The organism is Pseudomonas syringae group sp. 247E2, from assembly GCF_032587795.1.
Taxonomy (GTDB): Bacteria; Pseudomonadota; Gammaproteobacteria; order Pseudomonadales; family Pseudomonadaceae; genus Aquipseudomonas; species Aquipseudomonas amygdali.
This window is the reverse complement of sequence record NZ_JAWHPK010000017.1, coordinates 69,560-91,955: the sequence shown is the minus strand read 5'-3', so window position 1 is coordinate 91,955 and position 22,396 is coordinate 69,560. Positions and strand designations below refer to the sequence as shown.

20 protein-coding genes and 4 pseudogenes are annotated in these 22,396 nt (G+C 55.0%); 14 read left to right on the top strand and 10 right to left on the bottom strand.

Annotated elements, in window-relative coordinates:
- Positions 1 to 77: 77 nt before the first annotated feature.
- On the bottom strand, positions 78 to 1,160 hold the full coding sequence (gene rfbB / locus RYC18_RS18220) for a dTDP-glucose 4,6-dehydratase (RefSeq protein ID WP_054098430.1): 1,083 nt from the start codon (positions 1,158 to 1,160) through the stop codon (positions 78 to 80).
- 240 nt (positions 1,161 to 1,400) lie between these two features.
- Here rfbB and RYC18_RS18215 point away from each other — a divergent pair, with 240 nt between their 5' ends.
- From RYC18_RS18215 to RYC18_RS18195, 4 genes are all read left to right on the top strand, one after another.
- Complete coding sequence (locus tag RYC18_RS18215) at positions 1,401 to 4,313, top strand: aminotransferase (protein WP_316886566.1); 2,913 nt, start codon at positions 1,401 to 1,403, stop codon at positions 4,311 to 4,313.
- A gap of 424 nt (positions 4,314 to 4,737) precedes the next feature.
- Complete coding sequence (gene aguB / locus RYC18_RS18210; protein ID WP_004654103.1) at positions 4,738 to 5,616, top strand: N-carbamoylputrescine amidase; 879 nt, start codon at positions 4,738 to 4,740, stop codon at positions 5,614 to 5,616.
- Positions 5,617 to 5,621: 5 nt separating this feature from the next.
- Positions 5,622 to 6,728 (top strand): agmatine deiminase, encoded by a 1,107-nt coding sequence (gene aguA, locus RYC18_RS18205; protein ID WP_316886565.1) that lies wholly within the window; start codon positions 5,622 to 5,624, stop codon positions 6,726 to 6,728.
- 671 nt (positions 6,729 to 7,399) lie between these two features.
- The gene (locus RYC18_RS18195) at positions 7,400 to 8,674 is read left to right on the top strand and encodes an OprD family porin (protein WP_004667253.1); all 1,275 of its coding nucleotides are present in this window, start codon (positions 7,400 to 7,402) and stop codon (positions 8,672 to 8,674) included.
- A gap of 33 nt (positions 8,675 to 8,707) precedes the next feature.
- Here the strand turns inward: RYC18_RS18195 and RYC18_RS18190 are convergent, their stop codons facing one another.
- Positions 8,708 to 9,202 carry a hypothetical protein gene (locus RYC18_RS18190; RefSeq protein ID WP_004667254.1) on the bottom strand — a complete coding sequence of 165 codons (495 nt, stop codon included), beginning with the start codon at positions 9,200 to 9,202 and terminating at the stop codon, positions 8,708 to 8,710.
- 159 nt (positions 9,203 to 9,361) lie between these two features.
- On the opposite strand from RYC18_RS18190, the gene RYC18_RS18185 reads away from it, so the two are divergent.
- The 4 genes and pseudogenes from RYC18_RS18185 to RYC18_RS18170 all read left to right on the top strand — a co-directional run.
- Positions 9,362 to 9,910: a GNAT family N-acetyltransferase gene (locus RYC18_RS18185; protein ID WP_316886564.1), complete on the top strand. Its 549-nt coding sequence runs from the start codon at positions 9,362 to 9,364 to the stop codon at positions 9,908 to 9,910.
- A 101-nt stretch (positions 9,911 to 10,011) separates the two neighbouring features.
- Positions 10,012 to 10,485 (top strand): GNAT family N-acetyltransferase, encoded by a 474-nt coding sequence (locus RYC18_RS18180; protein ID WP_316886563.1) that lies wholly within the window; start codon positions 10,012 to 10,014, stop codon positions 10,483 to 10,485.
- Between the two features lie 163 nt (positions 10,486 to 10,648).
- Positions 10,649 to 10,888, top strand: a complete 240-nt coding sequence (locus RYC18_RS18175; RefSeq protein WP_002551444.1) for a type II toxin-antitoxin system RelB/DinJ family antitoxin — start codon at positions 10,649 to 10,651, stop codon at positions 10,886 to 10,888.
- A pseudogene (locus RYC18_RS18170) lies at positions 10,878 to 11,120 on the top strand (type II toxin-antitoxin system RelE family toxin); the annotation flags it as partial. The gene RYC18_RS18175 and the pseudogene RYC18_RS18170, both read left to right, overlap by 11 nt.
- A 44-nt stretch (positions 11,121 to 11,164) precedes the next feature.
- On the opposite strand, the gene RYC18_RS18165 reads toward RYC18_RS18170, so the two are convergent.
- The 3 genes from RYC18_RS18165 to RYC18_RS18155 form a co-directional block, all read right to left on the bottom strand.
- On the bottom strand, positions 11,165 to 11,902 hold the full coding sequence (locus RYC18_RS18165; protein WP_005746662.1) for a hypothetical protein: 738 nt from the start codon (positions 11,900 to 11,902) through the stop codon (positions 11,165 to 11,167).
- Positions 11,903 to 12,045: 143 nt separating this feature from the next.
- Positions 12,046 to 13,131 carry a type I restriction endonuclease gene (locus RYC18_RS18160; RefSeq protein WP_005746663.1) on the bottom strand — a complete coding sequence of 362 codons (1,086 nt, stop codon included), beginning with the start codon at positions 13,129 to 13,131 and terminating at the stop codon, positions 12,046 to 12,048.
- A 551-nt stretch (positions 13,132 to 13,682) separates the two neighbouring features.
- Positions 13,683 to 14,105, bottom strand: a complete 423-nt coding sequence (locus tag RYC18_RS18155; protein WP_005746664.1) for a DUF1493 family protein — start codon at positions 14,103 to 14,105, stop codon at positions 13,683 to 13,685.
- A 189-nt stretch (positions 14,106 to 14,294) separates the two neighbouring features.
- On the opposite strand from RYC18_RS18155, the gene RYC18_RS18150 reads away from it, so the two are divergent.
- Both RYC18_RS18150 and RYC18_RS18145 read left to right on the top strand, forming a co-directional pair.
- Complete coding sequence (locus RYC18_RS18150; protein WP_005746665.1) at positions 14,295 to 14,636, top strand: DUF5713 family protein; 342 nt, start codon at positions 14,295 to 14,297, stop codon at positions 14,634 to 14,636.
- Between the two features lie 103 nt (positions 14,637 to 14,739).
- Complete coding sequence (locus RYC18_RS18145; protein WP_005746667.1) at positions 14,740 to 15,354, top strand: histidine phosphatase family protein; 615 nt, start codon at positions 14,740 to 14,742, stop codon at positions 15,352 to 15,354.
- Between the two features lie 229 nt (positions 15,355 to 15,583).
- On the opposite strand, the gene RYC18_RS18140 is transcribed toward RYC18_RS18145, so the two are convergent.
- Together RYC18_RS18140 and RYC18_RS18135 are read right to left on the bottom strand one after the other, a co-directional pair.
- Positions 15,584 to 16,150 (bottom strand): nucleotidyltransferase family protein, encoded by a 567-nt coding sequence (locus tag RYC18_RS18140; protein WP_005781643.1) that lies wholly within the window; start codon positions 16,148 to 16,150, stop codon positions 15,584 to 15,586.
- A gap of 1,063 nt (positions 16,151 to 17,213) precedes the next feature.
- Complete coding sequence (locus RYC18_RS18135; RefSeq protein ID WP_005741056.1) at positions 17,214 to 17,960, bottom strand: NADPH-dependent F420 reductase; 747 nt, start codon at positions 17,958 to 17,960, stop codon at positions 17,214 to 17,216.
- Positions 17,961 to 18,084: 124 nt separating this feature from the next.
- Between RYC18_RS18135 and RYC18_RS18130 the strand changes: the two genes are divergently transcribed.
- The gene (locus tag RYC18_RS18130; protein WP_316886562.1) at positions 18,085 to 18,483 is read left to right on the top strand and encodes a helix-turn-helix domain-containing protein; all 399 of its coding nucleotides are present in this window, start codon (positions 18,085 to 18,087) and stop codon (positions 18,481 to 18,483) included.
- A gap of 403 nt (positions 18,484 to 18,886) precedes the next feature.
- Here the strand turns inward: RYC18_RS18130 and RYC18_RS18125 are convergent, their stop codons facing one another.
- Together RYC18_RS18125 and RYC18_RS18120 are read right to left on the bottom strand one after the other, a co-directional pair.
- Positions 18,887 to 19,690, bottom strand: coding sequence for a YopT-type cysteine protease domain-containing protein (locus RYC18_RS18125; RefSeq protein ID WP_160309133.1), 804 nt, complete (start codon positions 19,688 to 19,690; stop codon positions 18,887 to 18,889).
- A gap of 239 nt (positions 19,691 to 19,929) precedes the next feature.
- Positions 19,930 to 20,061: pseudogene (locus RYC18_RS18120) on the bottom strand (integrase); the annotation flags it as partial.
- On the opposite strand from RYC18_RS18120, the gene RYC18_RS18115 reads away from it, so the two are divergent.
- The 3 genes and pseudogenes from RYC18_RS18115 to RYC18_RS18105 all read left to right on the top strand — a co-directional run bounded on the left by RYC18_RS18115 (position 20,062) and on the right by RYC18_RS18105 (position 22,044).
- Positions 20,062 to 20,772 (top strand): hypothetical protein, encoded by a 711-nt coding sequence (locus tag RYC18_RS18115; RefSeq protein WP_029240923.1) that lies wholly within the window; start codon positions 20,062 to 20,064, stop codon positions 20,770 to 20,772. It begins immediately after the preceding pseudogene.
- A pseudogene (locus tag RYC18_RS18110) lies at positions 20,745 to 20,969 on the top strand (hypothetical protein); the annotation flags it as partial. The gene RYC18_RS18115 and the pseudogene RYC18_RS18110, both read left to right, overlap by 28 nt.
- A gap of 595 nt (positions 20,970 to 21,564) precedes the next feature.
- Entirely contained in the window at positions 21,565 to 22,044 is a 480-nt protein-coding gene (locus RYC18_RS18105) for a hypothetical protein (protein ID WP_005781639.1), read from the top strand.
- A gap of 116 nt (positions 22,045 to 22,160) precedes the next feature.
- On the opposite strand, the pseudogene RYC18_RS18100 reads toward RYC18_RS18105, so the two are convergent.
- Positions 22,161 to 22,388, bottom strand: a pseudogene (locus tag RYC18_RS18100) (DNA-directed DNA polymerase); the annotation flags it as partial.
- Positions 22,389 to 22,396 lie beyond the last annotated feature (8 nt).

The window sequence follows — 22,396 nt, the reverse complement described above, 5'->3', positions numbered from 1 at the left end:
GCTTCCCCTGCAATCTTCAATAAATGGTGGCAGCTCGACAGTCTGCACTCACGCGCGTCTGCCGAAAAGTAGGGTGATCAGGCAATCAGGTCCTTTGGGTCGGTGAAACCCAGTCGTTCGCCCTGATAACTGCCGTCCTGAACCCTGCGGCACCAGTCCAGGTTGTCCAGATACCACTGCACCGTCTTGCGCAGCCCGGACTCGAAGGTCTCTTCGGGCGTCCAGCCCAGGTCGTTGTCGATTTTGCTGGCATCGATGGCATAGCGCTGGTCGTGGCCCGGACGGTCAACCACGTAGGTGATCAGGTCGCTGTATTGCGCGACGCCCGTCGGGTGCTGCGGGGCCAGCTCATCGAGCAGCGCACAGATACCGCGGACGACGTCGATGTTTTTCTGCTCGTTATGACCGCCGATGTTGTACGTCTCGCCGACTTTGCCTTCGGTCACGACCTTGAGCAGTGCTCGTGCGTGATCCTCGACATACAGCCAGTCGCGCACTTGCAGGCCATTGCCGTACACCGGCAGCGGCTTGCCCGCCAGGGCGTTGAGAATCACCAGCGGGATGAGCTTTTCGGGAAAGTGGAACGGCCCGTAGTTGTTGGAACAGTTGGTTACCACGACAGGCAGGCCGTAGGTGCGATGCCAGGCGCGCACCAGATGATCCGACGCCGCCTTGCTCGCCGAGTAGGGCGAGCTGGGCGCATAGGGCGTGGTTTCGGTAAACAGATCATCGACGCCGTGCAGGTCGCCATACACCTCATCGGTAGAGATATGGTGAAAACGGAACGCCTGACGTTCAGCTTCCGGCAGTTTCAGCCAGTAAGCGCGCGTGGCTTCCAGCAGGCTGTAGGTGCCGACGATGTTGGTCTGGATGAACTCGGCCGGGCCATCAATGGAACGGTCGACGTGGGACTCGGCCGCCAGGTGCATGATCGCCTGTGGTGCAAACCGTTCCAGCACCGCGCTGACGCTGGCCTGATCGCAGATATCGGCCTGAACGAACTCATAGCGCGTGTCGGTCGCAATTGACTGCAGCGATTCAAGATTGCCCGCGTAAGTCAGCTTGTCGAAGTTCAGCACTTCGTGTTCGGTGTTGTTTATCAGGTGGCGGATCAGTGCAGAGCCAATGAAACCTGCGCCCCCGGTAACGAGTATTCGCATTAACTGACCTTCTTGTGTGTTTTGACGTAATAGCAGCATAGCGCTTGAGCGCATATGGCGAGATAAGGCCATTAAACCCGAGCAGGCGGTTGAATAAAACTCTGGCGGGCTTTCAACACTGAAGTACTCGTGCTGATGGGGAGTGCAGAGCAATCCCCCGTCAATGCCCTTATAGTTGCGCGACTGCCCATGACGCCTTGCTCGTCGAGCCCGGGCCTTCCAACAAGATCGAGGTTCTCCATGCCGCTTGCCACGCTCATCCGCCGGTCCAGTCTGCCTTGTCCCGAGGTGAGCGTGGATCAGGCGCTGCAATTGCTCGCGCAGCATTACGGCTTGAGCGGCACGCTGAAAGCGCTGGGCAGCCAACAGGATCGCAACTTTCTGCTTGAAACCGACACGCGGCGTTATGTGCTGAAAACCTGCCACGGGGCCTATTCGATCACCGAACTGAACGCCCAGCACGCGGCGCTGCAACACCTGAGCAGCCACAGCGCCGTTGGCGTGCCCGGCGTGGTTGGCGCCAATGACGGCGGGCAATTGTTATCCATCAGGATCGACGGGCAGGCGGTGCACGTGCGCTTGCTTGAATTCATTGATGGGCAGTCACTGGGGCACGCCGGGCATCTGGGCCATGAGGTGGTGGTCGGGTTGGGCGAACTGTGTGCCCGTGTAGACCTGGCACTGGCAGGCTTCGAGCATCCTGGCCTGGAGCGCATTCTGCAATGGGATCCGCGCCACGCTCATGCGCTGATCAAGCACCTGCTGCCGGTGATCAAGGACGCCGACGCTCGCGCCTGTGTCATCGAGGCTGGTGAACAGGCTCATCGTCGTTTGTTGCCATTGATAGCAGCGCTGCCGATACAGGCGGTGCATCTGGACATCACCGAGCACAACGTGGTCTGGCTGCGTGATGCACAGCGCCAATGGCAATTGCAGGGGTTGATCGACTTCGGCGATCTGGTCAGCACTTGGCGAGTGGCCGACCTGTCGGTGACCTGCGCGGCGCTGCTGCACCATGCCGACGGCGACCCGCTGTACATCCTGCCAGCCATTCGCGCCTACCACGCCCTCAATCCGCTGAAGACCGAAGAATTGCAGGCGCTCTGGCCGCTGATTGTCGCTCGATCCGCAGTGCTGGTGCTCAGCAGCGAACAGCAGGCCAGCATCGAGCCGGACAACGCGTACATCCAGGCCAACCTTGCCGGGGAATGGAACATCTTCGACGTCGCCACTTCGGTGCCGATGGCGCTGATGGAAGCGGCGATTCTGCAGGCCGTGGGTGTGGAATTTCCGCCTGCCGGTCAGCCCGCTTACCAGCCGATGCTGCCCGTTCTACAAGGGCTCAAGCCGACAGTGGTGGATCTGGGTGTGCTCAGTGAGCACTTTGTGGCAGGCAACTGGGAGCAAAGTGGCATTGACGAATACCTGCTCTCCCAGGCTGCGGGTGATGATGGCCTGGCAGCCAGCCGCTTTGGGGAATACCGTCTGTCGCGCACCTTGCCTGACAGCGCTAAGGAGCCCGAAACTTTTGCCCTGCACGTTGAATTGCATGTGCCCGCCGAAACGGCGCTGCATGCACCGTTCAACGGCACTCTGCGGCTGACCGCGGATGCGGCATTGCTGCTGGTCGGCGAGGGCATAAGTTTGAAGCTGTGGGGCGTGCTGCCGGATGCTTCACTGGCTGATCAAGTGTCAGCAGGCGCGCTGATCGGGCAGGGCGGTGGTTCGCTGTTGCTGCAACTGTGCACCACGGCAGACCTTAGCCCGCCGCTGTTCACCACACCTGCCTGGGCGGCAGCCTGGCGCACCGTGTGCCCGTCGCCGTCGACCTTGCTCGGTTTTGATTGTGACGCTCCAGCGCTCGCAGACGCCGCGCAATTGCTGGCGCGGCGTGATGCCAGCTTCGCCCGTTCGCAAAAACACTACTATCAGGCTCCGCCGCAGATCGAGCGTGGCTGGCGCAATCACCTGATCGACATGCAGGGCCGTTCCTATCTGGACATGCTCAATAACGTCGCGGTCCTCGGCCACGGCCACCCGCGCATGGCCCATGAAGCGGCTCGTCAGTGGTCGCTGCTCAACACCAACTCGCGCTTTCATTACGCGGCGATTGCCGAGTTCTCTGAGCGCTTGCTCGAGCTTGCACCCGAGGGCATGGACCGCGTGTTTCTGGTCAACAGCGGCACCGAGGCCAACGACCTGGCAATCAGGCTGGCCTGGGCCTACAGCGGCGGACGCGACATGCTGAGTGTGCTGGAGGCGTATCACGGCTGGTCGGTGGCGACCGACGCCATTTCCACCTCGATTGCCGACAACCCGCAGGCACTCAGTACCCGCCCGGACTGGGTGCATCCGGTCACCGCACCCAATACCTATCGCGGGCCGTTTCGTGGCGCTGACAGTGCGCCGGAGTATGTGCGCAGTATCGATCAGGTACTCGTCACGCTGGCAGAGCAGCAACGGCAGGTGGCGGGCTTCATCTGCGAGCCGGTGTATGGCAATGCGGGCGGGATTTCCTTGCCTGCCGGCTATCTGCAACAGGTGTATCAGAAGATTCGCGCTGCGGGTGGTGTATGCATTGCCGATGAGGTGCAGGTGGGTTATGGCCGTCTGGGTCATTACTTTTGGGGCTTCGAAGAGCAGGGCGTGGTGCCGGATATCATCAGCATGGCCAAGGGCATGGGCAACGGCCATCCGTTGGGCGCGGTCATCACCCGTCGTGAGATCGCCGAGGCGCTGGAGGCCGAGGGCTATTTCTTCTCCTCATCCGGTGGCAGCCCGGTCAGTTGCCGGATCGGCATGGCAGTGCTGGACGTCATGGAGGAGGAAAGGCTCTGGGACAATGCCCGGCTCGTGGGCGATCACTTCAAGGCGCGCCTGCAGGCTCTGGACGATAAACATCCGCTGGTAGGCGCGGTGCATGGCATGGGTTTTTATCTGGGCATGGAGTTGGTCCGCGACCGCCAGACCCTGGAACCTGCCACAGAAGAAACCGCGCAGCTTTGCGAGCGCCTGCGTGAACTGGGCATCTTCATGCAGCCGACCGGCGACTACCTGAACATCCTCAAAATCAAACCCCCGATGTGCACCACCCGGCAAAGCGTGGATTTTTTCGTCGATAACGTATCGAAAGTCCTCCACGAACTGGAATAGAGGACGCAGAGCGTCCAGAGCGGCATACCCACGCGGAGCATGGGCACGATAGGTGGCGCCTGGGGGCCCATCGTTCCGCACGCACCAGCGGGGGAATGGCCACGATAGGTGGTGCCCGGGGCCCATCGTTCCGCATGCACCAGCGAGGGAATGGGTACGATAGGTGGTGCCCGGGGGGCCATCGTTCCGCACGCTCCAGCGTGGGAATGCCGTTCGTGACGCTCCGCGTCACACCCAGCTTGGGGAATGGGCACTGTGATGGATTTTAAGTCGATTAATATCGGCAAAAATAACAAAATATAGTGATCGTAACAAAATTTTAGCTTTTAATACCGATTTATATCCGCTATAAAGGCATTCATAATCGTCACCGCTCGTCTGCTATGGTGATAAGTCCTTTGCATCCGCCCCTGGAGATATTTTCATGAGCCGTATCGTTTCTGTCGCTGCTACCCAGATGGCCTGTTCCTGGGATCTGGAAGCCAACATCGAGACCGCTGAAAAGCTGGTGCGTGAAGCTGCCGCCAAGGGCGCACAGATCATCCTGATTCAGGAACTGTTTGAAACCCCGTACTTCTGCCAGAAGCCGAACCCGGACTATCTGCAGTTGGCGACTACTATCGAATCCAACGTCGCAATCAAGCATTTCCAGAAGCTCGCCAAAGAGCTGCAAGTTGTACTGCCGATCAGCTTCTTCGAGCTGGCCGGCCGTGCACGTTTCAATACCATTGCGATCATCGACGCAGACGGCACCAACCTGGGCATCTACCGCAAGAGCCACATCCCGGACGGCCCCGGCTACCACGAAAAGTACTACTTCAACCCGGGCGACACCGGCTTCAAGGTCTGGCAGACCCGCTACGCGAAAATCGGCGTTGGCATCTGCTGGGACCAGTGGTTCCCGGAGTGCGCACGCAGCATGGCGTTGCAGGGCGCAGAAATTCTGTTCTACCCGACCGCCATCGGCAGCGAGCCACACGACAAAACCATCAGCTCGCGCGATCACTGGCAGCGCGTGCAGCAAGGCCATGCCGGCGCGAACCTGATGCCGCTGATCGCCAGCAACCGTATCGGCAACGAAGAGCAGGATGGCTACGACATCACCTTCTACGGCTCGTCGTTCATTGCCAACCAGTTCGGTGAGAAAGTCGCCGAGCTTAACGAAACCGAAGAAGGCGTGCTGGTCCATAGCTTCGACCTTGACGAGCTGGAGCACATCCGTAGCGCGTGGGGTACGTTCCGTGATCGCCGCCCTAACCTGTACGGCGCGGTGAAGACCCTCGACGGTTCGCTGGAGTCCTGATCGCCATGACCACGCTCAATAGCACGCCACGCGCCGACGGTTTCCACATGCCGGCCGAATGGGCACCGCAAACCCAGGTCTGGATGGTCTGGCCCGAGCGCCCGGACAACTGGCGCCTGGGCGGCAAGCCCGCCCAGGCCGCCCACGTTGCGATCGCCAAGGCCATCGCCCGCTTTGAGCCGGTTACCGTGGCCGTGTCTGCCGCGCAGTACGACAACGCTCGTGCGCGGTTGGACATGCCGAACATCCGGGTTGTGGAAATGAGCAGCAACGACGCCTGGGTGCGCGATAGCGGCCCGACGTTCGTCATCAACGAGCGTGGCGAAGTGCGCGGTGTGAACTGGGAATTCAATGCCTGGGGTGGCTTCGACGGCGGGTTGTATGCGCCGTGGAACCTGGACTCTCAGCTGGGCAGCAAGGTACTGGAAATCGAGCGCTGCCCGCGTTACGTCACCGAAGGCTTCGTGCTGGAAGGCGGCTCGATTCACGTCGACGGCGAAGGCACGCTGATTACCACCGAAGAGTGCCTGCTCAATCGCAACCGCAACCCGCACCTGACCCGCGAACAGATCGAAGCAATCCTCGGTGATTATCTGGCTGTGGATAAAGTTGTCTGGCTGCCAGATGGTCTGTTCAACGATGAAACCAATGGGCATGTGGATAACTTCTGTTGCTACATTCGTCCGGGTGAGGTGTTACTGGCCTGGACCGATGATCCCGAAGACCCCAACTATTCACGTTGTCATGCGGCGCTGGGTATTTTGGAAAACACACTGGATGCAAAGGGGCGCGCGTTTATCGTTCATAAAATGCCGATTCCCGGACCATTGTTCGCCACAGAAGAAGAATGTGCAGGCGTCGATCAGGTGCACGGCAGTCAGGAACGCAACCCTTCAGTGCGTTTGGCCGGGTCCTATGTGAACTTCCTGATCGTCAATGGCGGCATCATTGCGCCGAGTTTCGACGATCCGATGGACGAAAAGGCCCGTGAGCTCCTGCAAACACTGTTTCCAGAGCACGAAGTGGTGATGGCACCTGGCCGCGAATTACTGCTCGGTGGCGGCAATATTCACTGCCTGACGCAGCAGCAACCGGCCCCTCACAAGGCCTAGTTAGAAATAACTAGTAACATCCGATAAGGGGCAACTGGTCCCGTTCTTGCTGTATCAAGCCCATCACCCGATGGGCTTTTTGTTTTTACCTGTCGAGTAACATCCTGTAACAGATGCGCAGAGCGCTACCTCTGAAGCAGGTTGGTAAACGTTCGTTTTCTTAGCTTGACTGTCATATGGCGTGATTAGATTTAGCCCCTCATGAAATCAAGAGGTTTTCGTTATGAACGCAGGTATGAACCAGCAGCGTGCTCGTGGTTTTTCTGCTTCTCTCAGTAACGAGGCCCGCCAGCTAGTGGCGGATTGGTTAAGGACGACCAGGCCCGCGAAATCCAGACCGGATGTTCGCGCAATGTTGTTACAGCGTTACCCGGCAGGCCTGTTCAACGAGGCCGAGCTCGAAGCGTTGCTCCGCGTGTTGACCGAGCGTGTTGATTGCTCCGGCAAACTTGGCTGAGCCGCTCTAGGCCGGCCATCTGCGTGTTTGACACCCCCATGCGTCGGGACTAGGATTCGCGTCCCACCGTCTGCGGCTCAATCCTGTACGTGCATCAGCAGTCCACTGCGATGAATTCGTGTCGCCTTCTATACTGCTTGTTCAGAGGCTGGAGGCCCCGATAGCCATTGGCTGTCGCTGCAGCGCGTGTCAATTCGCAGAAAAGGAAGACAAGATGCTTAACAAACGTATGGGCATGCTCGCTTTGGGCATCATCAGCGCCAGTCAGGCCATGGCCGAAGGGCAGGCAGACTCAAAGGGGTTCGTCGAAGACAGCAGGCTGATCGTCAATCTGCGTAACGCCTACATCAATCGCGACTACAAGAACGACCGTGAAGACAAGTCCGAATGGGGCCAGGCTTTCATGGGCAACTTCGCGTCCGGTTTCACTCAGGGCACTGTGGGCGTCGGCGTTGATGCCTTTGCCCTGTACGGCATCCGTCTGGATGGCGGCAAGGGTCGCAGCGGCAATGGCGGCATCGACTTTTTCAAGCAAGGTGACAGCGGCGCTGCTGCCGATGACCTGTCCCGTGCAGGTGCGGCGGTAAAGGCCCGTATCTCCAATACTGTTATCAAGTACGGCGACCAGATGCCTCAGTTGCCGGTGCTCAGTTATGACAATTCCCGTCTGCTGCCGGAAAGCTACACCGGCACCATGATCACCTCCAAAGAGATCGACGGGCTTGAAGTGGTTGCCGGGCGTTTCACCCAGGAGGCGCGTAAAAGTGCTGAGGGTCGCGACAGCGGTGATCTGAAAAGCATCAACGTCTACGGTGCCAGCTACAAGTTCACAGATGCATTCAGTGCAGCTTTCTACGCCTCCGACAACGAAGACGTGCTCAAGAAGCAGTACGTCAACCTGAACTACGTCTTTGCTCTGCCGCAAGATCAGTCGCTGACCTTCGACTTCAACGGCTACAAGACCAAGCTGGACAAGGACTTCACCACCAGCGATGCGCGTGACAACAAAATCTGGAGCCTGGCCGCGACCTGGGCTGTGGGCATCCACTCCTTCACCCTCGCACACCAGCGCAGCACCGGCGACATGGGCTACGCCTACGGTGGCTATCGCAACGATGGCGGCTTTGGTGATGGCGGCAACACCATCTACCTCGCCAACTCCTACTGGTCCGACTTCAACGGCAAGGACGAGCGCTCCTGGCAGGCTGCCTACGGCGTCGACCTGTCCGGCCTGGTCCTGCCCGGTCTGAGCTACAAAGCGGCTTATGTACGCGGCGACAATATCGACGACGGCACGCCTGGAAGCGGCGATGGCACCGAACGCGAGATCTTCAGTCAGCTGACCTACGTGGTTCAGAGCGGCCCGGCCAAGGACCTCTCGATCCGCCTGCGCAACTCATTCCTGCGTGTCTCGGATGATGCGTTGGCGTATAACAGCGAAGGCAACGAGACGCGTATCTTCGTCGACTACCCGATCAACGTTTTTTGATGTGAGGGAGGCGGCCTGGCAAAAAAGGCCGCCTCAATCCGCAATCAACTGCACAAACACCGCGAAGCCGCCGAGGAATATCCAGAAAAAGCTGAACAGCCAAGGACTGCGCTTGGAGAACAGCAAGGACTTTTTCGGCCCTGTTTCGCTGGATTCCCAGTCGCTGAACAGCGGTGAGTCGTCATAGGTCAGCCCGATGACGGGCTCGCTGAGCAGCAACTGAGATTGTTTGTGATGCCAGTGCTGGATGATGTCGCAAGCCGCCCGAATACCCGGCCAGGCGAACAGCGTGCTGAGCAGCCCCAGCAAGGCCAGCATCGGCGGCACCACCAGCGTGAACATCGCGCCCCATTCAGTGTTCATGTTCGCCATGGACGACGCGTAAGCAATCACCAGAAACGACTGTGCTGATAAATAGGCGTTGGTGCGGTTGGACAGATTGGTGGTTTCGTAATGAATTTCGCGTCGATAGAAATCCAGCCGTTCCTTGGGCGAGCCAAACAATTTGACCTGCTGCTCATCCACCACGCTTTGGGGTGTCTGATCCGTAATGATTCTGGGCACTGGCGTTACCGATTTGTAAAAGATGCTGGATAGACTCCCTTGTGCATCAAGCAGTTCGACTTAATCCCCGGCATACGGGACCGTTCATCCTGTGAGCACTGTTCGACGGAGAGGGACATAGTCATGACTAACACCCCCACGCTGTACACAGACCGCCTACTGCTGACGCCCCTCAAGCTAGAGGATGCGCCAGCTGTCCAGCAGCGTTTCCCGCTATGGGAAATCGTGCAGTACCTGAACAACCGTGTTCCCTGGCCTTACCCTGAGGACGGTGCGCTGCGCTACATTCAGGACGTTGCGCTGCCAGCCATCGCAAGCGGCACCGAGTGGCACTGGATGATCCGCCTGCACAGCGCGCCCCAGGAGATCATCGGCAGCATTACCCTCATGACCCACCGCGGCAACAACCGCGGCTTCTGGCTACACCCGGACTGGCAAGGCAATGGCTACATGAAAGACGCCTGCCGTGTGGTCAATCGACAGTGGTTCGAAGTAATGGGCATGCCCGTGATGCAGGTACCCAAAGCCGCCCCGAATGAGGCCTCGCGGCGTATTTCGATCAACGAAGGCATGCGCATAGTGAGCACGCACGAGGGTGAGTTCGTCAGCGGGCGGTTCGAAGTGGAAGTCTGGGAGATGACGCGGGAGGAGTGGTCGGTGCGGGGGCTGTAAACAGCCACTTCGAACATCTGACGTAGAGGCCGACCGGGCACTAATCTGTTGCCCAAAACCATGAGCCCAGTGATATTCCCGATAAACAGAGGGCGACCCAAATGCCGTTGACCCGCAAGACCGAGCCCGACATTACCCTGGTAATGGTCCAACCCGAAGACTTCGAAACCTTGGTGGCCATACGTATCGAAGCCATGCGCGAAAGCCTCGAGCGCGTTGGCCGGTTCGATCCGGTGCGCGCCCGAGAGCGTTTTCGTGAAGGGTTTTCTGCGCCGTGTACACACTACATCCAGGTCGCCGGCAGTAAGGTCGGCTTTATGGTTGTCAAGCCGACCAACGATGGCCTTTTGCTGGATCACCTGTACATCAAGCCCGCCTTTCAAGGGCAGGGCATTGGGTCTGCCGTGCTTCGGCAGGTGTTCGCACAAGCAGACGCAACCGCCTCGACAGTACGGGTAGGCGCCTTGAAAGACAGCGACTCAAACCGCTTCTACATTCGCCACGGTTTTCAGCTCGTTGAGAGCGGCGAGTTCGACAACTACTACCTCCGCCCGCAACGTCTGCCGATGTGCTGACGGGTTGGAATATTAATCCGCAGTTGTCACGTTTTTGGCTGTGCGCGCAGCTCGAGCTGATCAGCGAGAGCGTAGGGACCTAAATGATCTTTACAGCTGCTTGCAAAAATGGCCACTTTGCCTCACTGTAAATACAAATGTCATTACACTGGAGGATGCCCACATGGCGTCTATCAACGTTCGTATCGACGACGATCTCAAAGCGCGTGCTTACCTCGAGCTGGAAAAGCTTGGCGTCACCCCCTCGGAGTTGCTGCGCCAAACCCTGCAGTACGTAGCTGAGCGTGGTCAGCTGCCCTTCAAGACGGTTCTGATGACAGAGGAAGACGAAGCGCTGTTGGCAACTGTGCGCGAGCGCCTTGCAGCTCCGCAGCGGGTCAAGGTTTCACTGGATGACCTATAACCTCGAATTCGATGCGCGGGCTCTAAAGGAATGGCACAAATTAGGAGATACCGTGCGTCAGCAGCTCAAGAAAAAGCTGGCTACGATTCTGGTTGCTCCGCGTGTTGAAGCCAATCGTCTGCATGCATTGCCTGACTGCTACAAAATCAAACTGCGCAGTAGCGGCTATCGGCTGGTTTATCAGGTTATTGACCAAGAGGTTGTGGTCTTCGTGGTTGCGGTAGACAAGCGTGGATGTCCGCCCGCAACGGCTGACGAGTCGCTGACTGGTGTTGATCAACCCTCAGTGGCGGCCTTTTTGGCCGCACGTGCAGCGAGCATCGCCGCTTCCGTTTCCTGGGTGTGCAGCTCACCTTTGTACGCCAGTTGATTGAAGAACATGCCGTCGATCTGATCTTTCGATGGCGTCGACGTCTTGGGAATAAACAACGCGCCCAGATCCAGCGAGCTGGCGAAGTTCTCTTTGGTCAGGTTGTACCGTCCCAGATAACTGCCGCTCCACGGTGAATCGGCATCGACCATATCGATAGCCGTCTCCCGGTAGGTGGCGGCTGCAGCTTTCAGCCCACTGGACGCATTCAGCAGCGTGTTTAATTGCTGAGTGTCCGCATCGCTCAACTCACCGGAACTGTTGGTCGCCTTCAGATTGCCGTTTGCCTCAATCGTGAAGCCAAACTTCTTGCTTGCCAGATCCGGATAGACAGACGCCAGCGTCGACTTGAACGCTTCATACGAAGTCTTCAACGCCTCTGTAGAGTTACTGTGCTGCGCCGCCTTCTGCGGGAAGTCAGGCGACTGCGAACGGCCTATCCAGGTATCGACTGCTTCCATCGGCTCAGTGGTTGCAGGCACTTCGGTACTCGGGTGGTAAACAACGGCAGGCGTGTTGGCGGCAGCGTTCTTCAGCGCTTCTTTCTGCGCATCGGTGAGCGGCTGCGGCGTGAGCGTGATGCCGGAATTGGGCAGGGTGATGGTGGGAGAGGTGTTGTTGCCGGGTGTTAGTGAGATAACCATTTCATCGATCCATGATTGCGGGGTGTAAGGAGGGTATCGACGGGGAGGGGGAGAGCTTGAGGGGAGGTCGGGGGGCGTAAATATTCCGACGTACTTGCAAGGCGCGCATTGCCGCGCGCGCCCTTAACGGTATTAATGCTTCTTCAGGACTCTGCGTAGCTCAATACAGTGTCCTTTAGGGCATCGGCAAAACCGTAAATATCGTCCAGGGAAGCGATCGGGTGGCGGGTCTCGCCCTTGTCCTTTTCAAAAATACCGATGTATTTCTGAGCGCGATTGAAATGCAGGCGAGTGATGGGTTTTCGGTTGTTGTCATCCAGAAGAATGCCGAAATAACTTTGTGTATCACGATGAGCAATACGTTTCGCTTCAACCACAGTGCGGATAATCGACTTGACGATATGGAAGCCTTCCATTTCTTCCACCGTCGTTACGATCCGGTCGTCTAACGGCTCTTCCTTTTCAGGCTGAGTGTTATTTTCGATGATGGTTTCGGCCACCGTGGGTGCCTGAACTCCGCTCATTGCCAGCTTCAACCGGTCGTTGACCTGATCGTTCAGAAATTGCGAGGTGGCCTTTTTGGTCAGAATCGTGAACTGCTCACGTACCTTCTGAGTGATTGCGCCCTCATAAATGCGTGACGCGAAATAACGGACGAAATCATCGTCCGGCTGACTGAACTGGGCCGCAATCACACGCTTGATCTGACCTACGTACTTCAACTCACCAGCGGCATTGAGAATTGACTCAACGTCGAAGGACGACTTGGTCAGCTTCTGTAATTCCGGAATGGCATGGTCATCAATCGCCAACAGGTCCAGTTCAAGAAATGGTTTTTCATCCATCTTGTTAGGCGCGTCCAGGTCTGTAAAAAACTTGTAGACCCGGCCATTGGTGAGGATCGAAATCCTTGCAGTTGTCACATGGAAATAACGGAACAGCTGGCTGGCATGATTGATGTTCAGCGGCTCGCCGATTTTCTTGGTCTCTATGAGGATCTGAATATTGCCCTCTTTAACGATGGCATAGTCAATCTTCTCGCCTTTCTTGGTGCCTACATCGCACGTGTATTCCGGCACAACCTCAGAAGGATCGAATACATCGTAGCCCAGCACGGTATGGATAAACGGCATGACCAGAGCCGTTTTGGTAGCCTCTTCGGTGCGTATGGACGCAGCTTGCTGGCGGACTTTTGCGGAAAGGGAATTGAGTGCTTCAAGAAAATCCATTTTTATTGCTCCGTGCCGGGCTCGTGAGCCCTCAGTCCTATCGATAGTCAATAGAGGCGCAACGCTACTACGAGGGGCTGCGAAATAGCTATAGGATTTTGAGACGTGAGCGGAGATATCTGAGGAAATCGGAAACTTCTTACGCGTGGCGGGGCATAGCGGGAGGAGTGGTCTGTTTTGGTTCGTTCGTAATGAAGATCTAAATGTGCGTTGCTAAATCTGATGCGAAAAAAGGGCTTGTAGGCTGAAAGCACTTATTTTGTATGGTGCCGGCACCAATAGTCGAGCTTCTCGAATTGGTCCAGTCGTTGTTGATGCTACTGGTCGACACCTGCTTTTATGCCCAATGCCAGAGCTGCCTTATGAGCTTTGCCTCGGGAGCTTGGTAGGTCGCGGCCTGCTCAAGGCCACGCGTACGGGAAACCTCCGTCACGCTGAAAGGAGGTTTGAATTATGTGGATTGCTGCAATCTGACGTCATCACCGAGCGCATCCACTTTTCGTAAGGCCTTGGGGTATGACATGCATACCAAGCGGATCACGTAGGCAAGATCAACGGCTCTTTATCTTGTAGCCATCAATCGGAATATCTTCTGTGCGCTCATACAGTGGAGCATCGCTGAATGTGGCTTGTTCAAATGCTTGTGTATCCCAACGTCTCGCTTTCAAGGCTAAATACAACATGCCCACTCTCAGCGGTATGTTTCCGCGTCTGTCTTTGGCGCGCCTGAAGGAAAAGAAGTTGAAACCTTCTTCCAAAAAGTACCGATAAGGGTCGTAATCGTTAAGATCGATAGAGAACCTTTCGAAGAACTCGACCATCAGATCATTTGAATCGTCGCCATCTACACCCATGTCCCTCGCGACATCGGTCGCCAAGCTGAAGCTTTCAAATGCCTTCCTTCCAAAGCCTGCGGTATCGTGGATACAGACGACGATGCTATCCATTATTTTGTAATCAAGGGGTTCGTGCATGGCTAAAAAACCTGATCTTCGCTGCTCACAACGGAGTTATAAGTGACCACTGTCTTGTAGGCTATCAGTCCTGGCTCCGCCGCCGTATACGCCCAGCCCGCAGAGTGGGCAATAATCTTGTAATGCATCTCAGATTGTCACCTCAATTGGACTCACTGAGCGCTCACTGTACATCGACGAGGGACACCCATGCAGTTGACCAATGAAACCATGGCCAAACACACCTTCTTGAAAGGCATGTATCAGGACGAGTATTTCCCCGATGCCGTTGTGAAAATGTGCGAAGACGTGCTGGTCAACCTGTGTCACGAAATCGAGCGGCAAAAGCCTTCCGACCTGGATGCGCTGTATGCTCTGACTCACAAAGCGACAGAGCAAATCAACGAGCTGGAGGAGGTGTTCGAAGAGAACGGCAGTGAGATCGAAACCTTCGCCCGCGAAACCATTGCTGAGGATTTCGTACGGATAGCAGACGCTTATGGTTTCACCGACGCAGACATTGAGGAAATGATTGCGCCGCGCGAGTGGTAATCCGCCCCATGTATGCGGCGCCCCTGATGTTGATGGTTTTTGCCAGAAGAGGGCGTACGCTGGAATGAGCTCAGTCTCTACCCCTCACACGAGTCTCTGATTAATGAAGCAGGTCAGACTAATTCGTCACGGACAAAGCGCTGCCAACGCAGGCGAAGCCAGTGTGGATCACGCGACTATTCCCCTCACACTGAAGGGTGTAGAACAAGCGCAACTAGTGGCCCGATCATTCACACATGCGCCGGACCTGATTATCGCTTCGCCGTTTTCCCGAGCGCAGGCAACCGCGATGGCGACCGTAGCTACCTACCCTGACACCCCTTTTGAAACCTGGCCTATTCAGGAATTCACCTACCTCGAACCCGCGCGGTGTGCCAACACGACCGTTGCTCAGAGAAAGGATTGGGTAGACGCTTATTGGGTCAGGTCAGACCCGGCGTTTACGGATGGCGCAGGCGCTGAGTCTTTTTCAGAATTTATAACCAGAGCCCAGACTTTCCTGGCTCGACTCACAGACCATCCCGCCCAGAACATCGCAGTGTTTTCGCATGGGCAATTCATCAATGCCGTCGCCTGGTTGATCGAGTGCAGGCCGCAGGTCATTTGTGAGCGGGCTATGGCTGAGTTGCGTGAGTATGAAATCGCGAACCATGTGCTTAATGGTTGTGGATATGTGCTCTCCAGGCGCGCAGGCGACGCTGGATGGGGGTTAGGCTGATATCGCTGACATAGTCGTCGAGGCTTTCCGGAAGCAAAGTGCTCTGACGTCAATGTTCGCCTTGGGTGAAGCGCTTCATGGGTAATCCTTGCGATGAACTCCTCATAAATCACAAATGTTCGCTGTTGTGCTTTTACAAACCCGATGCCGTTTGCAGCCATAGGGATAGACAGCAATCGGCTCTCATCCCCCATAAATGCCTTCATCGGCATACTCCGCGCGTTTCGATTCAACCTTGGGGGTCTACGATGCTGAGCCAGGGCCAGCGAGCTTGATAACTTTTCGCCTTCTGATAGAACAGATCTGGCTTGGGATTCTTTGGATTGATACGAAGTAGCCCTTGCTCGGTGTCGGCCAAGCCATTGGGAGCATAGACTTCGCTAGTTTCAACATCCAAACCTATGCAGGTACCGGCAATCAGGTAGCGATCAATCCCGTCTTTAGCCGACTGAAGCTGGGGGTAATTCCCGCCAAACCGCTTGCTGTACCACAAATGAACGCGAGCCTGATTTTTGATCTCAATGTTAACTTCGAGGTCTTGGAAGAGACACCGAACAGAGTTGATGACCTCATTCTCTGCCTCCCAAGACAGATCATTGTCGAAGTAAAAAACGTCGTAATCCTTCACCCCCCAGGCTGACGGCAGGTGAGACTGATGATTCCAGACGGCTTGGAACAGGCAGCCGGCAGTGAGCATGCATTGATTCAAGCCGAGTGAAGGTAAGCGTAAGATGAGTTCAGCGTTTAATGGATTGGCCATTGCTATCCTGGCCAACCTCTCGACAGTCAACGTCATTTTCATCCTCTTGGAATCGATCCAGTCCTAGTGTCCGACAATACACCATAGCCTTGTAAAGCTTCGCCAAGGCCAGCGTTTTTAAACACTTCGAACCCACAGCGGACACTTGATATCTTGGGCGCTTAGCCGCCCATCGATCGCTTATGAATGGGTAGCTCCGACTTCAAGCTTCACTTGTTACCAAATGCGGCACTGGTACTTTTAAGGATCGGAGATGTTTTTTCACAGGTAAGGAAAATTTTCTGACCCTTGAGCTGGGAGAAATCCTTCCTGGTTACGATGCCCATACCAAGTACGAGATTTACTTCAACGTCAGAAAAGACGATCACAAGAATACGGTCAAGTTATTCATCGAAAGCGTCTACGTGCGTGATGAGCACGCCGAAAATGAGCCGGTGAATTTCAAGAAAGAAGACAAGATAACGGCTTGGAAGCTGTTTTTGAAACGAGCGAGGGGGCAGCCCGTCAGAGGGCATAAGGGGAACAACTTGAAGCTTGGCAAGCGCTGAAAAAACAAACCCCCCAGTGAAGGGGGGGCACGGATGCCCTTAGGGTAAACCCATCAACCGGCACGGCCGGAACCATTGGCGGCATCTGAACACCCGTAAATCAAGACGAATCGAGAAAGCTTTCGAATCACCTGAGATACGGACTCCGTATATATCCAGACACCGGTGGGCTACTCAAATCTGAGCAATCGGTCAATGTGTGCATGGAGATGCCCGATCTGCCTCATCCCGCGTTTCCCCAGCTATAGCTCTGCGAGGCAAAAAGTAACTGATGTGCGGGTATTCAGGGAGGGGCGAGCAATTTAGTTATATATGCAGCACAAAAAAGGGCCTGCATCGCTGCAAGCCCTTCTTTTATATGGTGCCGGCACCAGGAGTCGAACCCGGGACCTACTGATTACAACGAAGATGCTTTTAGCAGTAATATCAATCGGTTAGAGATTTTCTTATTACGTGGCAACGTGGTAGAAACGCTGTACTGCATAGGGTTTCTAGTCCTTATTACGTGATGGAAAGCCGCGTTCGGCAGGTTCCGATAGCTGCAATATCACTCAGATGTTGATAGCACGTACTAGGCGTACACCCCAGTCTTCATCAGGGTTAGCAGTCCCATCGCCAAGCCTTTCTTGCATTACGGCAACACCCAGATCTCGGCGCTTGGGCAACCTCTCTCGCTCTGCCGACTCGAGGGCTGTTGCGATTTCGCCATAGGTTAAATCAGTGCAGTAAACTGGAGCTCCAGGTTGCTGGCGCCAGCTTTGTGCTAGCGAGCCTGCGTCGAACGCGTCTAAACCGGTGTCGTTAACCAGAATCTTCACAAACTCTTTGTCGTGATCACGGTCGGCTGCAATTGGAATGGCTATGCGATCGGGTGCACCGGCAGGCTTACCCTTCTTGGCGAGGGATGCAGAACCAATGGCATTCCAAGCTTTGGCAATTGGGCGATCAAGTTGCTCGGCAACCCACAGACTCTCCACCTGTCCATTTTCAATCGCTTCGATTTTATTGTCTCGAAACGGGTAATAGTTCGAGGTGTCTACGATCACTGTACTTTCTGGAAGGCGGCCGATTTGCGTTGCGACATCGGGGATACGATTGAGGGGGATCGATAATATGACGCACTCTACATCGGTCAAAGCTTCGTCTGTTGTCACTGCCCGCGCTCCCCAAGACAGTAAGTCAGCTTCGATCGTGTCCGGGCCGCGCGAGTTGGCCACCTTCACAATGTGTCCAGCCTGGCTTAGTTTTTTGACGAGAGATTTACCAATGTTGCCTGTGCCGAGAATTCCGATCTTCATAAGTTCGCCTATCTGATATCTATTGCTCGGTAGCCAGAATGTTGATATATAAACTAGTCGTCAAGTACCTACTGAAAAGTGGGTAGGTAACCAAAAAGTAAGTATTGATTGAGCAGGGCACCCTATGGCAGAGCGCGATTGGCAATGCGACAACCCTAGACAGCAGCTTATTTGGGCAGCAGCGACTGGGGAAGCGCTACGGATTTTGGAAGGTAAGTGGAAAATCGCAATAATCGTCCAACTTTTCGCTGCCAAAGAGCCACTGCGCTTTTCTGAGCTAGGTAGACGTGTCGAGGGGGTGAATCAGAAGATGCTTATTCAGCAACTGAAAGAGCTTGAAAAAGATGGCATCCTCACGCGCATCATTTACCCGCAAGTGCCGCCACGCGTCGAGTATGCGCTTAGCGACTTGGGATTGGCGCTCGGCCCAACGATTGAATCCCTAATTGATTGGACATTACTGCGCCGGGAATCGATAAGCCCGGCAGTCGCGGAGTCGCAACCCGACACAATCCAGCCGTGACGCCAAGGGCGGATAAGCGCTCATCCCCATGGCGTTCGTTGGATGAACCACAGCGCATGACGCAGAGTTGTTTACCTACACATTAAGCTCGCGCCGTTAAGTTCTCATAACAGGTCTTATGTTCAATCGATCTCACAAGAAAGCCCGCTCTGGCGGGCTTTTTTTTGGCGTCTGCTGGACGCCAGAGGTACCACTGGGCAAAGTGACGGGATAGGGCACAACGAGTCTGCAGCTCCTATTAGCGTGTGTGCTGTCGGGCATCATCCCTTTTTTGAAATACTGATTAGGGATCAATCGAAAGCAACTAGTAGTATCTGATGCTGTTCAATTTTCGACTGAAAACGGTTCCACTGACCAGCATAGCTTTGCCCGTAGATCAGGACGAAAATCTACTAACTCAACGCTACGAAACTCTAAACTCGTTTACGCAATATACATCGTAATTCAAGTTGTTATAGTGATCGATCAAAGCTTTAAGCATCTGTGGGGCTTCACTACGAGATGATTGAAACTCACCAAGATTGGGGTCGAACAACTTGAACCTACTTCCTTCACAAGAACAAGCTATTGCATGGCCTTGAACGCTCGCAAAGCGTAAGCTTAGCAAATGCTTTCTACCTGTCTGAGCCAAATCGTTTGCTAATGTTTGGGCTAATTGCGCACTACCACCTGATGCTCGAGCAGTTTTAGGTTCTCTGCGCAATGAGAAACCTGCATCCTCGATGACAGCGGTGCTGGCCGTGAAAAACGGGGCTTCGTCATCATTTGAAAGTGCCGAGGCTAATGCATTGTCATAAACCTGATGCCTCTGTGCTCCGTTACTTTGCCCTTCTCCATTATGGTCAAGGTGGTCCATGCGCGATTGAGCGTCGCCGCTGTTGCTCATTACAAGCCATTCGGTAGAAAGACCTGCGCAGATATTGTTTCGATTAACATCTCTGGATGCTACTGCAAAATCTTCTAAGTTAACCTGTGTCGTAGAATCATCTTCTAGATTTACATTTGAAGAAGATACGCAGCCTTTGTCACCCAGCATCAGGGCTAGAAACGGATGTATCCCGCGTGTCTTAGGCCTTAAAGCTAAGTCCAAAGGCATCTGTTGATTTGTTTGCGCATGCTCAGGTTGAGGCGCGCTTGATGCCTTTGGAGCATGGTTTTCCTGATGATGTAAAATAGCTATCGATGATGTTGCTATATTTATCTTCATATGTGCCTCAGATTGCTTTCGACGTGGCTCTTCGACCAAGAAACTGGCCAAGTACCCTAAAATCGATATGTGGGTGTCCGGATGAGCCATTCGGTTCCATAACATGCAGGCAGGCGCTATTCCTCCCGACATTCCGTCTTACTCAGTCTTCAAAATAGACGGCAGCAACTGATCAATCTCGCTCGTTCGGCGCGTCGGCAAGCGCATGAGAACATCCTTCAGGTACGCATACAGTAGGTCTACGTCCGTGAGGCGTTAACAAGTGGGATGCTGAGATCGTAGACATCCATCATCGCTCCGTCCCTGTGACCGCTCGCCTCTTGCTTATCTGCCCTAGTACCTGCCGTGTCGGTGATGCCCCTACGCTTGAGGTGAGCATGAAGCTGCACAAGGTGCTGACGATCGGCGGCACGGTCATGCCGTTGGTCAACGACGATGTCCGTCTTGACCTCAAGAGTCCGGGCCGCGCCACGTTCACGATCAAGGCGGGCGTTACCGTCAAAGGTTTGGTCACGTTCGATATCGGCTACAACGAAGCCGTTCTGCAGCGTCATTTCATTGGCTACGTCGAACGCTGCACCGCCACCAATGGCATCGAGCAGGTGGTGCTTTGCAGCGAGTTAGCCGCGGTGCTGGCCAACCCGTTGCCCATGAACCTGCGCCACGTGGATCTGCGCGCTGTGCTGGCCGATATCGGCGGCAAGACCGGGCTGCGCTTTCAGGTACCGGATCAGGCTTATACACGCACCAAGACGCCGTTTTTCTACAACCTGGCCGCTGGTTACCAGGCACTGGACAGCATGGCGCGGGTGTTTGGCATCAAGGACTTTATCTGGCAGCAACAGGGCGACGGCGAGATCTACGTTGGTGCCTGGGCTGACAGTTTCTACGGCGCTCGGTCGCCGTTGCAGTTGCCGGTTAACCTTTTCGACGGTTACCAGGGCAGCCAGAGCGCAATGATCGCGGCCCTACCGGGCTTGCGACCAGGCGTATCAATCAATCAGGGCGAGCGGATCACGAACGTGACGCTGGCCGGCACGCAGATGGCTATCAAATGGACGACGCAATCAAGCGCAGCGTAGAGCGGCAATTCCCTGAACTCACTGGTGGCTATCACTTGCCGCGCTTCGCCAAGGTCGTAGCCGTGGCGGATGCGCCGGCCAGCGCCGGTCTGTGTGACGACTTCCGACCGCGCTTCTCGGTCGACCTGCAGGTGATGGGGCCAGACGGCGAGATCGACACGACGTTGCCGGTATTGGCCGGTGTGCCGCTGCCGTTGTTTTTTCACCTGTCAACTCGCATCAAAAATCTGATTATGGATACTTTCTTTCTTACGACGGTGTCGATTTTAAAATTAATGATTGGTGGGGTCGTGCTGAAGATTTTTTAAAAGTAGTAAAAAATGCGCCGAAACCCATAGTTACTATTTATGAATATATCTCGGTTGATCCGGCACCTGTTCGAGCACGCGGTGAGCTGCATATAAAAATCTGAATGCGCCGCTCTTGGCCCAGCTGGTTGCTCTCCACCATCCACTTCAATGGAAAGTCAACCCTTTACGCCATGCCACTAACAAGTGTTCTAGATGCGGAACAGTCAACCAGCTTCCCAGCCAATTTGGGAACCATTCTTTTCCAGGGTACAACCTGACCCCATCTCAATCAGGAGAAGCTTGACTTTTCCTGGCGTATCCAGCGAAGGCGAAGGACATGTATCGTAAAACCGACCGCTAAGCTACATCAGGCGGGTATTGTACCAACCCTAGGTTTTTTAGAGTCCCTTACGAGAGTTGGATAGGACAGTGGAACCGAATGCACCTCAAGCGCCACTCACTAGCAGTCGACCATGCTTTCATCTTAAGAGGCTTTATATAAATGGGAAATATGTGTGTACGTGGGTCCAGTATGGCTAATCAGGTACATTCTCCAGATCGAGCCAACAGCAGCTCTGGCGATAATAATGGCATAACGCCCGATCAATTAATTAATGCAAGGCATGAACTGAGTGAAGTGGCAGGCCTGCCCAGAGAAGTACACAGCTTCATTAGTAGCAACAGTGCACCTGCAGATCTAAGAGATCGCCATAACACCCTCTTTCGAAATACACAGACGGTGCTCGACGCGGTAGATATTCATGATAGGAGCGTGAGGGGAGACATATCAGCCATATCAAGCACAACCTCAGATCAACTTATGAGTAGCATTCAGAGCCTGAAATCTAAATGGGATGGATTTCGTAGAGAATTACAGCAGGCCATGCCAGCGCGTGCCTCCTCAGAACACTATCGCATAGCGGAACAACCAGGCGGATCAATGCAGTTGTCGTCACTTACCCCTAGTCCTTATAGGAATTAACTATAACACGGAGCTATGGCCATTGACCGTGCGCATACGATTTCGTCAAGGCCATGGCCCCCAGAACGTCGACAGAATCAGGGTGGCTCAGAAGCATTCCGCCTAAGCTACTAAAATGCGTAGTTGCTGCTAAAGGCCATGATCCCTTTCTGTCGAAGCGAGTGCTTGATCTGATAATACGGTGCACCCATTTTGACGTGCTTCTTGGCGTCGTAGCTTCGAGCGACGACGCAGCAATCGTTGTCGCTTAAACCTCTGGCCAGATCTGGGCGAAAAACTCGTTCACAGCTCGCATAGAAGCTGCAATTGATCAACCAAAAGATAGGTTCGGGCTGGGTTTTCAAAGGTGCGT

Bases quoted from the DNA above. Each gene is read 5' to 3' on its own strand.
- RYC18_RS18175 (WP_002551444.1), top strand. From the start codon at position 10,649: ATGGCGTCTATCAACGTTCGTATCGACGACGATCTCAAAGCGCGTGCT.
- RYC18_RS18160 (WP_005746663.1), bottom strand. From the start codon at position 13,131: ATGGATTTTCTTGAAGCACTCAATTCCCTTTCCGCAAAAGTCCGCCAG.
- RYC18_RS18155 (WP_005746664.1), bottom strand. From the start codon at position 14,105: ATGCACGAACCCCTTGATTACAAAATAATGGATAGCATCGTCGTCTGT.
- RYC18_RS18180 (WP_316886563.1), top strand. From the start codon at position 10,012: ATGCCGTTGACCCGCAAGACCGAGCCCGACATTACCCTGGTAATGGTC.
- RYC18_RS18215 (WP_316886566.1), top strand. From the start codon at position 1,401: ATGCCGCTTGCCACGCTCATCCGCCGGTCCAGTCTGCCTTGTCCCGAG.
- aguB (WP_004654103.1), top strand. From the start codon at position 4,738: ATGAGCCGTATCGTTTCTGTCGCTGCTACCCAGATGGCCTGTTCCTGG.
- RYC18_RS18140 (WP_005781643.1), bottom strand. From the start codon at position 16,150: ATGACGTTGACTGTCGAGAGGTTGGCCAGGATAGCAATGGCCAATCCA.
- RYC18_RS18185 (WP_316886564.1), top strand. From the start codon at position 9,362: ATGACTAACACCCCCACGCTGTACACAGACCGCCTACTGCTGACGCCC.
- RYC18_RS18125 (WP_160309133.1), bottom strand. From the start codon at position 19,690: ATGAAGATAAATATAGCAACATCATCGATAGCTATTTTACATCATCAG.
- RYC18_RS18135 (WP_005741056.1), bottom strand. From the start codon at position 17,960: ATGAAGATCGGAATTCTCGGCACAGGCAACATTGGTAAATCTCTCGTC.
- RYC18_RS18145 (WP_005746667.1), top strand. From the start codon at position 14,740: ATGAAGCAGGTCAGACTAATTCGTCACGGACAAAGCGCTGCCAACGCA.
- RYC18_RS18165 (WP_005746662.1), bottom strand. From the start codon at position 11,902: ATGGTTATCTCACTAACACCCGGCAACAACACCTCTCCCACCATCACC.
- rfbB (WP_054098430.1), bottom strand. From the start codon at position 1,160: ATGCGAATACTCGTTACCGGGGGCGCAGGTTTCATTGGCTCTGCACTG.
- RYC18_RS18150 (WP_005746665.1), top strand. From the start codon at position 14,295: ATGCAGTTGACCAATGAAACCATGGCCAAACACACCTTCTTGAAAGGC.
- RYC18_RS18195 (WP_004667253.1), top strand. From the start codon at position 7,400: ATGCTTAACAAACGTATGGGCATGCTCGCTTTGGGCATCATCAGCGCC.
- RYC18_RS18105 (WP_005781639.1), top strand. From the start codon at position 21,565: ATGGGAAATATGTGTGTACGTGGGTCCAGTATGGCTAATCAGGTACAT.
- aguA (WP_316886565.1), top strand. From the start codon at position 5,622: ATGACCACGCTCAATAGCACGCCACGCGCCGACGGTTTCCACATGCCG.
- RYC18_RS18130 (WP_316886562.1), top strand. From the start codon at position 18,085: ATGGCAGAGCGCGATTGGCAATGCGACAACCCTAGACAGCAGCTTATT.